The organism is Lactobacillus sp. N54.MGS-719, from assembly GCF_000980505.1.
Lineage (GTDB): Bacteria > Bacillota > Bacilli > Lactobacillales > Lactobacillaceae > Lactobacillus > Lactobacillus amylovorus.
This window is the reverse complement of record NZ_LARO01000004.1, coordinates 14,207-30,596: the sequence shown is the minus strand read 5'-3', so window position 1 is coordinate 30,596 and position 16,390 is coordinate 14,207. Positions and strand designations below refer to the sequence as shown.

Annotated in this window: 14 protein-coding genes and 1 pseudogene; 14 read left to right on the top strand and 1 reads right to left on the bottom strand. The window is 38.1% G+C overall.

The genetic code is table 11. From position 1 onward, the window contains the following. Positions 1-35: 35 nt before the first annotated feature. The gene (gene rpsD, locus WS44_RS01205) at positions 36-647 is read right to left on the bottom strand and encodes a 30S ribosomal protein S4 (protein WP_013437601.1); all 612 of its coding nucleotides are present in this window, start codon (positions 645-647) and stop codon (positions 36-38) included. Between the two features lie 282 nt (positions 648-929). Here rpsD and ezrA point away from each other — a divergent pair, with 282 nt between their 5' ends. The 14 genes and pseudogenes from ezrA (at position 930) to WS44_RS01140 (ending at position 16,374) form a co-directional block, all read left to right on the top strand. Continuing rightward, positions 930-2,639 (top strand): septation ring formation regulator EzrA, encoded by a 1,710-nt coding sequence (gene ezrA / locus WS44_RS01200; RefSeq protein ID WP_013437602.1) that lies wholly within the window; start codon positions 930-932, stop codon positions 2,637-2,639. Between the two features lie 90 nt (positions 2,640-2,729). Further along, positions 2,730-3,890, top strand: a complete 1,161-nt coding sequence (locus WS44_RS01195) for a cysteine desulfurase family protein (protein WP_013641713.1) — start codon at positions 2,730-2,732, stop codon at positions 3,888-3,890. Beyond that, positions 3,890-5,107, top strand: a complete 1,218-nt coding sequence (gene thiI, locus WS44_RS01190) for a tRNA uracil 4-sulfurtransferase ThiI (protein WP_013437604.1) — start codon at positions 3,890-3,892, stop codon at positions 5,105-5,107. Before WS44_RS01195 ends, thiI begins: the two co-directional genes overlap by 1 nt. 56 nt (positions 5,108-5,163) lie before the next feature. Next, positions 5,164-5,400 carry a helix-turn-helix transcriptional regulator gene (locus WS44_RS01185; protein ID WP_013437605.1) on the top strand — a complete coding sequence of 79 codons (237 nt, stop codon included), beginning with the start codon at positions 5,164-5,166 and terminating at the stop codon, positions 5,398-5,400. An 11-nt stretch (positions 5,401-5,411) separates the two neighbouring features. Continuing rightward, a complete protein-coding gene (locus WS44_RS09755) occupies positions 5,412-5,549 on the top strand; it encodes a hypothetical protein (RefSeq protein WP_013437606.1) in 138 nt (45 codons plus the stop codon). A gap of 273 nt (positions 5,550-5,822) precedes the next feature. Continuing rightward, positions 5,823-6,311: pseudogene (locus tag WS44_RS01180) on the top strand (transposase); the annotation flags it as partial. Between the two features lie 160 nt (positions 6,312-6,471). Continuing rightward, positions 6,472-7,182, top strand: coding sequence for a pseudouridine synthase (locus tag WS44_RS01175; protein ID WP_013437608.1), 711 nt, complete (start codon positions 6,472-6,474; stop codon positions 7,180-7,182). Between the two features lie 6 nt (positions 7,183-7,188). After that, a complete protein-coding gene (locus WS44_RS01170; protein WP_013437609.1) occupies positions 7,189-7,599 on the top strand; it encodes a GtrA family protein in 411 nt (136 codons plus the stop codon). 189 nt (positions 7,600-7,788) lie between these two features. After that, entirely contained in the window at positions 7,789-9,672 is a 1,884-nt protein-coding gene (locus tag WS44_RS01165; RefSeq protein WP_046432622.1) for a flavocytochrome c, read from the top strand. A gap of 362 nt (positions 9,673-10,034) precedes the next feature. Next, positions 10,035-12,674, top strand: coding sequence for a valine--tRNA ligase (locus tag WS44_RS01160; protein WP_013437611.1), 2,640 nt, complete (start codon positions 10,035-10,037; stop codon positions 12,672-12,674). Then, positions 12,675-13,946 (top strand): folylpolyglutamate synthase/dihydrofolate synthase family protein, encoded by a 1,272-nt coding sequence (locus WS44_RS01155; RefSeq protein WP_013437612.1) that lies wholly within the window; start codon positions 12,675-12,677, stop codon positions 13,944-13,946. Continuing rightward, the gene (locus WS44_RS01150; protein WP_013437613.1) at positions 13,936-14,613 is read left to right on the top strand and encodes an HAD family phosphatase; all 678 of its coding nucleotides are present in this window, start codon (positions 13,936-13,938) and stop codon (positions 14,611-14,613) included. Before WS44_RS01155 ends, WS44_RS01150 begins: the two co-directional genes overlap by 11 nt. A gap of 37 nt (positions 14,614-14,650) precedes the next feature. Then, on the top strand, positions 14,651-15,274 hold the full coding sequence (locus tag WS44_RS01145) for a JAB domain-containing protein (protein ID WP_013641719.1): 624 nt from the start codon (positions 14,651-14,653) through the stop codon (positions 15,272-15,274). 95 nt (positions 15,275-15,369) lie between these two features. Further along, positions 15,370-16,374 (top strand): rod shape-determining protein, encoded by a 1,005-nt coding sequence (locus WS44_RS01140; RefSeq protein ID WP_013437615.1) that lies wholly within the window; start codon positions 15,370-15,372, stop codon positions 16,372-16,374. The last annotated feature ends 16 nt before the right edge of the window (positions 16,375-16,390 follow it).

Sequence of the window (16,390 nt, the reverse complement as noted above, 5' to 3'; positions counted from 1 at the left end):
TGGGGAAAGCCTTTCGACAAAATAAAATGTAAAAATTAAAGTAACTTGTTGTAGTATTCAACAACGAGTGATTCATCAATTTCTGGTTCCATTTCGTCACGTTCTGGTAAACGTACAAGAGAACCTTCCATCTTGTTGTCGTCAAATGAAACAAATGATGGACGTGCAGTAACTGCATCTAAGGCATCCTTAACTTGTTGCAAGTTCTTTGACTTTTCCTTCAAACCGATAGTTTGACCAACTGAAACTTCGTATGAAGGGATATCAACGCGCTTGCCGTCAACAGTGATGTGACCATGGTTAACTAATTGTCTAGCTTGTTCTCTAGTAGTAGCTAAACCAAGACGGTAAACAATGTTGTCCAAACGACGTTCAAGCAAGATCATGAAGTTAACACCGTGTTGACCTTCACGAATCTTACCAGCGCGAGCAAACAAAGTTCTAAATTGACGTTCGTTTAAGCCGTACATCCAACGTAACTTTTGCTTTTCGTGCAATTGTTGACCGTATTCTGACAAACGACCACGACTGTTAGGACCGTGTTGACCTGGAGCGTAGTTACGACGAGCGATTTCCTTACCAGTACCTGAAAGAGAAATACCTAATCTTCTTGAACGTTTCCAACTTGGACCTGTATATCTTGACATAAAAATCCTCCATAAAATTTATAATGATAATTTTTGGAGTAAAATATTACGAATAAGTTCAACATTCGTGCATCTTGGATTTACATTTTCGCCCAATGCAGCGCGGGTTACTCGTTCACTAAAGCGTTTCAAGATGTTGACGTTCTTGTCACTTATTGCTGCAAATATTTTACACGACTAGTATTATATAGGCTTCAGAATAATAAATCAAGAAATAGGACAGCTTTTTCACATCTTCAGACCATGTTTTGTTATAATTATAGTAGTTTTGGAGGATAAACGATGTCATCAATTCAAACTATTATTATAATTGCCGTTGTCATCCTTATTATAGTCGTCATTGCACTCATGCTTTGGGTCAACCGCAGGCAACTGCGTGCGATCGAAGTAATTGACGCAGCAGTCAATGAAATTGAAAAAATGCATCTCGAAGAAGACATTACGCGACTAGATAAAATGGATTTGGCCGGTGAAAGTCTAACTACATTAAATACTTGGCGCAAGAGCTACAATGAAACTTCAACTAAAAAATTGCCTCGTGTGCAACAGTTAGTTGAAGAAGCCGCCCAAGAAAACACCACTTATAAGCTCTTCAAAGCTAGAAAAAATATCAAAAAAGCTCAAGAGATAATCAAGCCAACTTTAGAAGACGCTCGCAATACTAAAGCTGTTTTTACAGAGTTACTTGAATCAAACAAAGAAAATCAAATGCAATATGATGCTTTGATTAAGGTTTATCATGAACTTAGAAAGAGTGTTTTGGCTGGTTCGTTTGAATATGGTGCGGCTATTGATCAAATTGAAGATCAACTTGCATCAATGGAAAGTGACTTTGAAGAAGCCAAGAACCTTTCTTCTCAAGGTGATCATGTTGAAGCTAAGCGCGTATTGTCTAAGATTAGAATGGCTTTAGGCGCATTGCAAAAACGCTTGCCTAAGATTAAGGAAGGAAATCATCAATTAGAGGTTGTTTTCCAAGATCAATTGCGTGAATTATCTGATGCCTACAAGAAGATGGTTTCAGAAAAGTATTACATTACTGATATAGATGTATTGAAGCGAATTAAAGAAATTCATGGTGAAATTGATGATGCGCGCAAGTTGCTTGCAGAGACTAAGGTTGATGAATTAGCCAAAGAAAATAAAAAGATCTCTGGTGAAATCGATGAACTTTATACTGCTTTGGCTAAGGAATACAAGGCTCGTCCATTTGTTGAGAAGAATCAAAATAAGATGTTGACTTTGATTGCTCATCAACAAGCCGCTTCTAAGAAACTCGTTGAAAAATTGCAACATATTGATGAAAGTTACGAATTAACTCACGGTGAACTTGAGAAGAGTAAGGAACTTGAAAAAGAAGTCAATGATATGAATCGCCAATATACCGTCGATACGCAAAGTATTGCCGACGGCAAAGGTGTTTATTCCGCAATTCAAGATTCATGGTTGCAAATGCTAGATCGTTTGCGTGAAATCGATCAAGAGCAAGCTAAGATGTCAACAGATGTTGATGGCTTGTATGATTCAGAAAACGTCGCTAACGATTCTATTAAACGTTTCAAGCAAGAAGTTTCATTAGTATATCGTCGTCTTGAGAGACGCAATTTACCAGGTAATCCAGATAGTTTTGTTCAAATGTATACCTTGGTAGTTAATGAAATTGGTCATGTCAGTGATGAATTAAGCCAAGTTAGAATTAATATGGAAAAGATTTCTAATGAATTAATTCAGATTTCTGACGATGTCGAGCGACTTAAGCGCGAAGCTGATGATATTATTAATTCTGCTAACTTAGTTGAATTAACAATGCAATATTCTAATAAGTACGCTGATAAAGATGCAATTAAGCAGGCCCAAAAGCTCGCAATGCAGCTGTACAATGAATATAACTACAAAGATGCATTAGATACCATTGCTACTGCACTTGAAAAAGTAGAACCAGGCAGCTACCAACGTCTTGAAAATGCATATTATTCAGAACAAAGAGAGTAAATAATTGAAGCTTTTAATTATTTGGGCTAAAATTTAGAAGTCAATGAACGGTCAAGCAATTGGCCGTTTTTTAATGAAGGGGTAATATTTGTGATTTATTTTGATAACAGTGCAACAACTAAGATAGATCCTCAAGTATTGGATACTTATAACAAGGTAGCAACCAATATTTGGGGCAATCCTTCCAGTTTGCATAAAATGGGGGACCGTGCTCACCAATTGCTTGAAGCATCTCGCAAGCAAATTGCTGGATTATTAGGTGTAAAACAACATGAAATTTTCTTTACCTCAGGTGGTACAGAATCAAATAATACAGCGATCAAGGGAACTGCTATTCAAAAGCGGGAATTTGGTAAGCATATCATTACTTCTAGTGTTGAACATGCTTCAGTTGCCAATAGCTTCACTGCTTTGGAAAACTTGGGCTGGCGTGTGACTCGACTTCCGGTAGATAAAGAAGGTAGAGTTAACGTTAATGATTTGAGAAATGCAATTGATTCAGATACAACGCTAGTTTCAATCATGGGTGTCAATAACGAGATTGGGACCATTCAACCAATCGATGAAATTAGTGATTTGCTTGAAAATTATCCAACGATTCAATTCCACGTTGATAACGTTCAAGCACTTGGCAAGAATATTTGGGATAAAGTCTTCACACCAAGAGTAGACTTATCTAGCTTATCTGCTCACAAGTTCCATGCACCTCGTGGTATTGGTATTCTTTATAAAAAAGAAGGCAAGATGCTTAGTCCGCTTAATGATGGTGGCGGCCAAGAAAAGGGCCTTCGTTCAGGTACCGAAAACTTACCAGCAATTGCAGGGATGGCAAAAGCAATTCGTCTTTTACTTGAAGATGAACCTGAAAAGGCTGCTAGAGAAGCTGCAATTAAGGCAAAGATTGTTGATTATTTGAAGCAAAAGCCCGGTATTGATATCTTTTCACCAGTTCAAGACAACTTTGCACCACACATTCTTTGCTTTGCCTTAGAGGGTATTCGTGGAGAAACTTTGGTGCATACGCTTGAAGATCAAGATATTTATACTTCAACTACTTCTGCTTGTGCTTCAAAGACAGCAGATGAAGCAAGCACCTTGGTTTCTATGCATATTGATGATAAGATTGCTACTAGTGCAATACGTTTGAGTTTTGATGAGACAAATACGCTTGCAGAAGCAGATGAATTTATCAAGGTCTTTGATAAGATCTACAATCATTTTGCTAAAATTAATCATTTGGGAGAGAATTAATGGAATATACAGAAGTTATGGTCCGTTATGGGGAACTCTCAACTAAGGGGAAGAACAGAAAAGACTTTATCAATCGTTTAGCTACTAACGTTGAAAGAGTCTTGAAGGATTTCCCTCAAATTGAATTTCACCCACGGCACGACCGGATGCACATCATTTTGAATGGTGCACCATTTACTGAAGTTGATAAGCGACTTAAAAAGGTTTTTGGTATTCAAACCTACTCACCAGCTATTAAAGTTCCTAAGACTTTAGAGGATATTAAGAAAACCTCTTTGGAATTAATGAATGAAACTTTTAAGCCTGGCATGACTTTTAAGGTTAATACTAAGCGTAGTGATCACAAGTTTGAATATGATACTAACCAACTTAACAATTTGATTGGTGATTATTTATTCGATCATATCGACCACTTGAAGGCTGAAATGAAGCACCCTGATTTAGTACTTAGAATCGAAGTGCGTCAAGATGCTGTTTATATTTCTAACCAATTGCTTCACGGTATTGGCGGGATGCCTGTTGGTACTGCTGGTAAAGCTGTAATGATGCTTAGTGGTGGTATTGATTCACCAGTTGCTTCATACCTTGCAATGAAGCGTGGGGTTGATATTGAAATGGTGCACTTCTTCAGTCCACCTTACACTACTGAAAAAGCTTTAGCTAAGGCTAAGGAATTAACTGGTATTTTGGCAAACTATGCAGGTAAGATTAACTTTATCGCTGTGCCATTTGCTGAAATTCAGGAAACTATTAAGGAAAAATTGCCAGAAGGTTACTTGATGACTGTACAACGTCGCTTCATGTTGCAACTTGCAGACCGTATTCGTGCTAAGCGCGGTGGTCTTGCAATCTTTAACGGTGAATCTGTTGGTCAAGTTGCTTCACAGACTTTGCAATCAATGGTTGCTATTAACGATGTGACAACTACACCAGTTATTCGTCCAGTTGCTACAATGGATAAGACTGAAATTATTAAATTGGCAGAAGATATTGGTACTTTTGATCTTTCAATTCAACCATTTGAAGATTGTTGTACTATCTTTGCTCCACCACGTCCTAAGACTAAGCCAAAGCTTGATAAGGCTCGTGAATACGAAGCTCGTCTTGATGTTGAAGGCTTGATTCAAAGAGCGATGGATGGAATTGAAGTAATGCCAATTTATCCAAATGAAAAATTTATCAACGATAAGATCGAAGAAGATCAAGATTTGTTGTAAAAAGTTATGCCGACAGAATGATCTGTTGGCATTTTTTGTAGAAAAAGGTAAAAACAGTGAAGATCGGAAAATCACTAAGAGAAACTAGATTGGCAGCTGGACTTACTCAAACTGAAATGGCAGCTGGTGTTGCTTCGGAATCGTTTTATTCTAAAGTAGAACGTGGGATTCATAATATAGATGCAGATACTTTGGTTAAGCTTTTAAAAGCTAGAAAAATTAATCCTGTAGGTTTCTTTAAACAGGCGATTGACATAGCTGGTAATGAGAAAAATACAGCAAGTAACCGATAATATTTAAAACAATGCATGCAACTAATTCCAGAGATTTGCAAGAATGGCAGCAAGTATTTGAAGAATATAAAGAAAGCAAAGAAAAGGGCGTTGAATACACGCAATGGGTGAGCAATAAGAAATTACATAGACCATACTTTAAAAAATGAAAATGACTTGAATTGAAATGATTCTAAGTCATTTTTTTATGATATCTACGACTCTCTTAACTTCTTACTTTTAAGTAGGAAGTGTTTTATTTTAGAAATTACATTAAAAAATCAAAAATAAAAGTGTATCTGCAAGAAAAAAGAGACCGTAAAATATTTTGTGTAAGGATGAATGATTCCTTAAATTAATTTCTTAAAACATTAGAAAAAGGAGTTCCTTTCTCGTATGATTGGTTTGAACAAAAAAACACATACAGAAAGAAGAACTCCTTCATGAATGATTTTACCAAAAATATGGCACAAGCTCTATTCAATCAAGACAAAATAAACGATTTATTGCGCAAAGAACTCCAGCAAACAGTTAATGACCTATTGGAAGCTGAACTGACTGCGTTTTTAGGCTATGATCCTTATGCCAGAGCTGGCTGGAATACAGGCAATTCACGCAATGGTGCTTACTTTCGCAAGGTTGATACGCAATTTGGCGAGATTGAAATTCAGGTGCCTAGGGATCGCAACGGCATGTTTCATCAGCACACGCTCCCTGACTACAAGCAGCACTCCGATGTCTTGGAAAGCATGATTATCAAGCTATATTCCAAAGGCGTAACCACCAGAGAAATAGCCGACTTGATTGAAAAGATGTATGGCAGTCATTACAGCCCAGCTCAGGTATCTAACATCTCCAAGCAGATGATTCCAAAAGTCGAGGCCTATCATCAGCGCAAACTCAGTGACAAGTTCTTCTGCGTTTATTTGGACACTACCTAGAGAAAAATCTATTTACACAAACTATTTGACAGTGCAGTGTCTTTATTTGACAATGATACTAAGAAAGTAGATTTCTATACCCGCTTATTGGAGGAAGATAATTTTACTTTTTGTTTGCAAAATGTACCGGTTACTAAAAAGGATAGTTCCCATGCGCATTGATAAATATTTAGCTAATATGAATGTCGGCTCCAGAAAAGAAGTGCACGTTTTAATTAAAAAAGGCATTGTCACTGTAAATGGTGATGTGGTAAAAACACCAAAACAGCAGGTTAAGGAATCCGATGAAGTATTGGTAGATGGCCAAGAGATCAACTATCAAAAGTATCATTACTTCTTGATGAATAAGCCTAAAGGCGTGTTGTCAGCAACTGAAGATCGCAGTCAAAGAACGGTTATCTCATTGCTTAAGCCGCAGGATCAGTATCAAGGGATTACTCCAGTAGGACGGCTAGATAAGGATACAACCGGCCTGCTTTTACTCACTAATGATGGCCAGCTCAATCATAAATTGCTTGCACCTAATAAGCACGTAGATAAGATTTACCGGGCAAAAATTGCGGGTGTAGCCGATGATGAGACAGTAAAAATTTTTGCTAGTGGAATGACCTTGGGCGATAGTACTAAATTAAAGCCAGCTGAACTAAAGATCTTGAGTCAAGACGAAGAACATGATAGTTCTGAAATTGAGATTAGAATTCGTGAAGGAAAATATCACCAGATTAAGCGAATGTTTGGCGCGGTAGGGATGAAAGTCGTTGAACTTGAACGGATTTCGATGGGAAAGTTGAAATTACCGAAAGATTTGAAACGTGGCGAATACATTGAACTTAATTTGGATGACGTAAGTAAGATTAAATAAGGCGGAATGAAGAAAGTAAGAACAATAACCCATTCAGAAAGTTTCGTCCAATTAATTAAATATGTCTTAATTGGCTTCCTGGGACTAATAGTTGATTTTGGAGTTTACACAATTTTGACGCATTTTAAAATGAATGTGGAACTTGCAAATGTCATTTCATCAACCTGTGGGATTATCAATAATTTCTTATGGAATTCATATACTAACTTTAAGGTTCACGATCATCTTTTTATGCGGTTCATTTCGTATTTTGGGGTCGGTCAAATTACGACTGTTTTTACCACAGTTTCTTTATTCATATTTGTCACGCGATTAGGTTATTCCCACTTGATCGTGAAGGTCATAGCGACCTTTGTGGCAACGCTAATTCAATTCATTGTTAATAAAACAATTACTTTTAAAAAAGTTAGAAAGTAAGATGAAAAGATACCAGTCGAAGCTGAGCGTTGGTTTGCAGATAGCTCACAGGATAATATTTGTTAGAGATGCAAAAAATTGTATCATAACAACTTTGTTATTTTTAAATTGTTAAATAAGTATTTGATTTTCAAGCTGTGAAAACGCTATTCTAGATATATAGAGAAAAAGAAAGGCAGAATTCTTATAATGAAGAACGGTAAATATCAAGTATGTGCACAAGGTCATGGCTCAGAATCGATGCCAATGGCCGTTACTATCGAAGATGATAAGATTAAGAATATTGAAATTGATTCATCCGGCGAAACTAAGGGTGTTGCCGATGAAGTCTTTAATCGCTTGCCTAAACAAATTATTAATAACCAAACTTTAAATGTTGATGCAGTTAGTGGCGCAACTATTTCAAGTCACGGCGTTGTAGATGGAATTGCTCAAGCGATTACTGAAGCTGGTGGGGACGCTGATGAATGGAAGAAGCGTAATAAGCCAGTAGCTACAAAGGCAACAGATGAAGAAATCACGGTTGATGTAGCGGTTGTAGGTGCTGGTGGTGCTGGTTTAGCTGCTGCAGTTCGTTCAATTCAACATGGCGAAAAAGTTGCTATTTTAGAAAAGTACCCACAAATTGGTGGTAATACTAGTCGTGCTGGCGGTCCCATGAATGCCGCTGAACCTGATTGGCAAAAGAACTTCAAGGCGCTTCCAGGTGAAAAGGATACTTTGAAGGAATTGGCTGCAACTCCGATTAATCAAATTGATCCTGAATATCAAGATGACTTTAAGAGATTACAAAAGCAAATTAAGGAATACGTTGATTCAGGTGCAGATTATTTATTTGACTCAACTTTGCTTCATGAAATTCAAACTTACCTGGGTGGTAAGAGAACTGACCTTAAGGGTAATGAAATTCATGGTAAATATGCTTTAGTCCATGAATTAGTAACTAATGCTTTAAATTCAGTTAAATGGTTAGCTGACTTAGGCGTTAAGTTTGATAATAGTGATGTAACTGAACCAGTTGGTGGTTTATGGCGTCGTGGTCACAAGCCAGTTGAACCGATGGGTTATGCTTACATTCATATTTTAGGTGACTGGGTAAGAGATCATGGTGTTGGTCCATATCTTGAAACTCGTGCAGAAAAATTGATCATTGAAGATGGCAAGGTACGCGGCGTAGTTGCTACACGTGCTGATGGCAGTAAGTTGACTGTTCATTCAAAGGCTGTCATTTTAACTGCAGGTGGTTTTGGCGCCAACACTAAGATGGTACAAAAATATAATACTTACTGGCAAAAGATTGACGATGATATCGCAACTACTAACTCACCATCAATTACTGGTGATGGGATTAATTTAGGTCTTGAAGCTGGTGCTGATTTGTTCGGTATGGGCTTTATCCAGTTAATGCCAGTAGCCGATCCCAAAACTGGTGAATTATTCACTGGTGTTGTAACTCCGCCAGCAAACTACATTATGGTTAACAAAGAAGGCAAGCGTTTTGTCAATGAATTTGCAGAACGTGATGTGCTAGCTAAAGCTGTAATTGCCAATGGTGGATTAATTTATCAAATTGCTGACGATAAGATTAAGGAAACTGCCTACAATACTACTCAAGAGTCCCTTGATGCTCAAGTTAAGGCTGGCACCCTGTTCAGAGATGATACTTTAGAAGGTTTAGCTAAGCAAATTGGTATGGATCCAGATGTTTTAGTTGATACCATTAAGAAGTACAATTCATATGTTGATGCAGGAAAAGATCCAGAATTTCATAAGAATGTTTTAGGCTTGAAATGTGAAGTCGCTCCATTTTATGCAACTCCTCGTAAGCCTGCTATTCACCATACTATGGGTGGTTTGGTCATCGATACTAAAGCACATGTTCTTAATAAGGACGGCAAGATTATTGATGGCTTGTATTCAGCTGGTGAAAATGCCGGTGGTATTCACGCAGGTAACCGTTTGGGCGGTAACTCATTGGCTGATATCTTCACTTTCGGTCGCATTGCTGCTAATACTGCTTATGAAGACATGCCAACGGAATCAGATGCTACTTCAGGTGCATCACAACACTAATTGAGAACTATCAGCAGAAAAAATTATTGTTGTTATTAAGTTGAAGAATATTAGTTGATTGAATGATACAATGCATCTATCCCTTTTTTCTAAAATAGATTCATGCTATAATCAAAAACAAAGCCAGAATCAAGAGGTATTGACTTCGTTTACAGAGAAAAGCCAGATAGCTGAGAGGCCAGAAGTTGATTGGTAGCTTGATTAGCTGATTAATTGAAATTAAGTAAGTTAATCCGGACACTTCAGCGCCGTTATCGCTTATAAGAGAAGCATGTTTTATATGTTTAACGTAGGTGGTACCGCGGTTAGTAAATCGTCCTAGACAACGTTGTCTAGGACTTTTTTATTGGAGGAAATTTTTAATGACAGATTTAGCACCTAAATACAACCCAAATGAGGTTGAAAAAGGCAGATATCAAGAATGGCTTGATGAAGATTTATTCAAGCCATCTGGTGACAAAAAAGCTCACCCATATTCAATTGTTATTCCACCACCAAATGTAACTGGTAAGTTGCACTTGGGTCATGCTTGGGATACTGCAATTCAAGATACTTTAATTCGTTTCAAGCGTATGCAAGGCTATGATACGCTTTACCTTCCTGGTATGGACCACGCAGGTATTGCTACTCAAGCCAAGGTTGAAGCTAAGCTTCGTAAGCAAGGCAAGGATCGTCACCAAATGGGACGTGAAGCCTTCGTTAAGCAAGTTTGGGACTGGAAAGATGAATACGCAGCAATCATCAAGGGCCAATGGGCTAAGATGGGCCTTTCACTTGATTATTCAAGAGAAAGATTTACCTTGGACAAAGGTCTTTCTAAAGCTGTAAAAAAGGTCTTCGTACAACTTTACAACGAAGGCTTGATTTACCGTGGTGAATACATCATCAACTGGGACCCAGCTTTACAAACTGCTTTGAGTGATATCGAAGTTATTCACAAAGATGATAAGGGTGCCTTCTATCACATCAAGTATCCATTTGTAGATGGCTCAGGTTATGTAGAAATTGCTACTACTCGTCCTGAAACCATGTTTGGTGATACTGCCGTTGCTGTTGCTCCTGGTGATAAACGTTACAAGAACATTGTTGGCAAAGAATTGGTATTGCCACTTGTTGGTCGTCATATTCCAATTATTGAAGACCAACACGTAGATCCAGAATTTGGTACTGGTTTGGTTAAGATTACCCCAGCCCATGACCCTAACGACTTCCAAGTTGGTAACCGTCACAATTTGAAGAGAATTAACGTCATGAACGATGACGGTACCATGAACGAAGAATGTGGCAAGTATGCTGGTATGGATCGTTTTGACTGTCGTGAACAATTAGTTAAGGACCTTAAAGAAGAAGGTTACTTAATTAAGATTGAACCAATCGTTCACTCAGTTGGTCACTCAGAACGTTCAGGCGTTCAAGTTGAACCAAGACTTTCTAAGCAATGGTTCGTTAAGATGAAGCCACTTGCTGACAAGGTTCTTGAGAATCAAAAGACTGCTGGCAAGGTAAACTTTGTCCCAGAACGTTTTGAAGGTACTCTTGACCACTGGATGGAAGATGTTCATGATTGGTGTATTTCACGTCAATTATGGTGGGGACACCGTATCCCAGCTTGGTACAACAAAAAGACTGGTGAAACTTACGTAGGTGTTGATGCTCCTAAGGATGCTGAAAACTGGGAACAAGATCCAGACGTACTTGATACTTGGTTCTCAAGTGCTCTTTGGCCCTTCTCAACTTTAGGTTGGCCTGACACTGATTCAGAAGACTTCAAGCGTTACTTCCCAACCAATGCTTTGGTAACTGGTTACGACATCATCTTCTTCTGGGTATCCAGAATGATGTTCCAAAGTTTGCACTTTACTGGCAAGCGTCCATTCAACGATGTTGTTTTGCACGGTTTGATGCGTGACGAACAAGGCCGCAAGATGAGTAAATCACTTGGTAACGGTGTTGACCCAATGGATGTTGTTGACAAGTACGGTGCCGACGCTCTTCGTTGGTTCTTGCTTAACGGTACTGCTCCTGGTCAAGATACTCGTTATGATCCTAAGAAGTTATCAGCTGCTTGGAACTTCATCAACAAGATTTGGAACGCAAGTCGTTTCGTAATCATGAACTTGCCAGAAGATGCTAAGCCAGCTCACATGCCTGAAGTTTCTAAGTTTGATTTGTCAGACAGATGGATCTTTGATCGTTTGAACCACACTGTAAGTGAAGTAACTAGACTCTTTGATGAATACAAGTTTGGTGAAGCAGGTCGTGAACTTTACAACTTTATCTGGAACGACTTCTGTGACTGGTACATCGAAATTTCTAAGGTTGCTTTAAACGGTGATGACGAAGAATTAAAGGCTAGAAAGCAAGAAAACCTTATTTGGATTCTTGATCAAATCTTGCGTTTGATGCACCCAATTATGCCATTCGTAACCGAAAAGCTTTGGCTTTCAATGCCACACGAAGGCAAGTCAATCATGGTAGCTAAGTACCCTGAAACTCATAAAGAATTTGAAAATGAGCAAGCAGATAATGATATGGCCTTCTTGATTGAAACTATCAAGGCTGTACGTAACATCCGTATGGAAGTTAACGCACCAATGTCATCTAAGATTGATATCATGATTCAATTGGATGATGCTAAGGATAAGCACATTTTGGATGAAAATGCTGACTACGTAGAAAACTTCTTACACCCTAAGAAGCTTGAAGTAGCTGAAAAAATTGAAGCTCCAAAATTGGCTAAGACTGCAGTTATTCCAGGCGCACAAATCTTTGTTCCATTGACTGAACTTGTTAACGTTGATGACGAATTAGCTAAGATGGAAAAAGAAGAAAAGCGTCTTGAAGACGAAGTTGCTCGTTGTGAAAAGAAGCTTGCTAACAAAGGCTTTGTTGACCACGCTCCAGAAGCAGTTGTTAACAAAGAAAAGGAAAAGAAGGCTGACTACGAAAGTCAATTAAGTGGCGTTCGTGAAAGAATTCAAGACTTGAAGGAGAGTAAATAATTGAAGTTTACTAATGCCCAAGAAGTAATTTCTTGCTTGTATTCTTTGCCACACTTGCATCCAAAAAACGATTTATCTTTTATCAAAAAGATATTGGCAAAATTGGGCAATCCGCAAGATCAAGTAAAAACCGTTCATATTACAGGTACGAATGGTAAAGGCTCAACTTCATATTATTTAGCAACTCTGCTTAAAAAGGCTGGTCAGAAGACTGGCCTTTTTGTCTCACCTTATGTTTATCGTTTTAACGAACGAATTCAACTGAACAATCAAGATATTAGCGATCAAGATTTGGTAAAAGCAGCCAATAAGGTGCAAGCAGCTTTTGAAGAAATTCAAAAAGAAGATAATGACTTCTCATTGGTTACCTTTGAATATGAAGTAGCGATAGCTTTTGTCTATTTTGCAGACCAAAAATGCGATTATGCCGTAATTGAAGTAGGCATTGGTGGTGAACATGATAAAACCAATGTGATTACGCCAGAGGCCAGCATTATTACTACCATTGGCTTGGATCATGAGCAAATTATTGGTCCTACGATTCAAGATATTGCCCGTGAAAAAAGTGGCATTATAAAAAGAAATAGACCAGTGGTTTTGGGTAATGTGCCACAAGAAGTTTTGCCTATTTTAAAGCAAAAAGCAGAAAAAGAGCAGGCACCTCTTTATCAATTAGGTCGCGATTTTGAAGTTAAACTAGATGAACAAATTGTTTATTCAGACAATGAACATGAGCTTGCCTTTAAATTGCGTCCGCAAGTTGAGGGTTTCGATATTGCTATCGCGGTTCGAACTTTCTTTTTACTCGATTTGCCTTTAACAAATGAAAAAGTGGAGCAGGCAATTGATCAGACAGTAATACCTGGTCGTTATCAAGTATTGCAGACCAAGCCATTGATTATTTTGGACGGTGCTCATAATATTCAGGCCATGACTAATCTGCTTAAAACGGTTCATCAATTAGCTGAAAAAAGACAGGGTCATATCCATGCGCTAGTAACCATGATGAAGGATAAAGATTTAGAGCAAGTCTTTGCCTTGTTTAAGCAAAATGATGATGTTTTGCTTACAACGCTAGATTATCCACGTGTAGCCGAACAAAATGATTTTCCAATTGATGTGCAAAGAAGATATAATTATGAACGGGACTATCAAAGAGGGTTTACCACGTTAAAGAATAAAATGGCGGATAACGATATTTTGTTAGTTACTGGCTCGTTTTATTTGGTAAGCGCAATTTTAAATTGGAAAGGAAAAAATGATGCACGTTAAAGGAATAAATGATGATATTCAAGGCATTGTTTTTGACATGGATGGCTTGCTGGTTAATTCAGAAAAACTGTATTGGGATGCAAATATCCAAGCGGCAGAAGAGGAAGATCTTGGTACGCCGCGCGATGCATATTTGAAATTAACTGGTGCCACAGTTAAGGAAATGCAGGATTTTTATCATAAGTATTTCAAAACCGACGCTGATCGTGATCGCTTCATTAAGCGAACCGACGACCTCGTTTGGCAGTGGACCGATGAAGGAAAATTGAAATTACAGCCTGGCGTGCAAGAAGCACTAGATGAATTTCAAAAGCGTGGAATGCATATGGCCATTGCTTCAAGTAATTATGAAGACGTTGTGCAACACGTGCTTTGGGCAACTGGTATTAGAAATTATTTTGATTTCCATATCAGTTACCTAGATGTGCAAAAGGGTCATATTGAACCAAAGCCAGCACCAGATATTTATTTAACAGCTGCTAAGAAGATGCATTTGCCTAAAGAAAATATTCTGGTGTTTGAAGATTCATCTACTGGTGTTCAATCAGCAGCCAGTGCTGGTTTAAAATGCGTGATGGTGCCCGATTTGATTCCCCCAACGGAAAAAGATCGGACTAACGCCGCAATGATTTGTCAAAACTTTTTTGAATTTCTCAAGAGAATTTAGCTTTTTTTTGCGTAATAAGTAATGAGGAGGAATTTTCATGAAAGAAAAAAATTCAAGTCATTGCTTTGTAAGAACAGACCTAGAGTTATTAGTTCAATTATTTAGACAGTTTGAGGATAAGGGAATAACCGATTTTAGAGAATTAGAAAACTTTTTGGGTAAAAATCAGTTGGCTAATTTTGATGATTTAGTTCAGTTTATTACCGGTCCTGACTGTTCAGATGATATTGCTATTGCCGCCGAGGAAGTATTAGATCGTTTGCGCCTGGCTTCGCCTAAACGCAAAGCGGTTTTGACTTCCAGCGTAGAAGTGGGCAATTATTTAGCTGATAAATTAGTAGGACATAAACAAGAAGAGCTTTGGGCATTATATATTGATAATGCTAGTCATATCATTGCCGAGAAAAAATTATTTCAAGGTACATTAAACAGATCAGTAGCCCATCCGCGGGAGATTTTTCGTTGGGCTGTAATCTATGGCTGTTCAGGGATTTTTATTGCTCATAATCATCCGAGTGGCAAACTAATGCCGTCTTCCAGTGATTTTGAATTAACGGAGGATTTATGCCAAGTAGCAAAGATGATGAAAATTGACTTTTTGGACCACTTTATTGTGGGGCAAGGTCACTATCTGAGCATGCGTGAAGAAAAATTAGTTTAAACTTCTTTAAAATTCGCGCGAAAATCACCTTTAAAGTTATAGTATGCTATAATTATTCAAGATTTAGAGACCGCAACAATTAAGGAGAGATTTTTGTGTTTGGATTAGGTACAAAAAATATTGGTATCGATTTAGGTACAGCCAATACACTCGTTTATATGGAAGGTAAAGGAATCGTTTTAAGAGAACCTTCCGTAGTAGCAAAGAATACGCAAACAGGTGAAGTTATCGCTGTAGGTTCAGAAGCTAAGGAAATGATTGGTAGAACGCCTGGTACTATTGTAGCAATTCGTCCTATGAAGGACGGTGTAATTGCTGACTACGATACTACAGCAGCTATGCTTAAATACTTTATGGAAAAGACAGTTGGCAATTCTAAGCCTTCAGTAATGGTTTGTGTACCATCAGGTGTTACTGAAGTTGAAAAGCGTGCTGTAATTGATGCTGCTAGAGTAGCTGGCGCACGTGAAGCTTTCGTAATTGAAGAACCATTCGCAGCAGCTATTGGTGCAGGTCTTCCAGTTATGGATCCTACAGGTTCAATGGTTGTTGATATCGGTGGTGGTACTACTGATGTTGCTACTATTTCACTTGGTGGTATCGTTTCATCAACTTCAATTCGTCAAGCTGGTGACAAGTTTAACAATGCAATTATTAACTACATTCACTCAAACTTTAACTTATTAATCGGTGAAAGAACTGCTGAAGATATTAAGATTCAAATTGGCTCAGCTTCTGTTGAAAAGGCTAAGGAAATTGAATCAATGAATATCCGTGGTCGTGATTTGGTAACCGGCTTGCCAAAATCAATCGATGTTGAAGCAGTTGATATTGCTAAGGCTATTCAAGATGTTGTTCAAGACATTATCGTAGCAATTAAAGAAACTTTGGAACAAACTTCACCAGAAATTGCCGCTGACGTTATCGATCACGGTATCGTTTTAACTGGTGGTGGCGCACTTCTTAAGAATTTGCCAGAAGTTATTTCTGAAGCAACTAAAGTACCTGTATTTATTGCTCAAGATCCGCTTGATTGTGTAGCAATTGGTACTGGTGAATCACTTAAGAATATTGAAGTAATGCGTAGAAGTCGCAAATAATAAAAAAGCCGGCTGT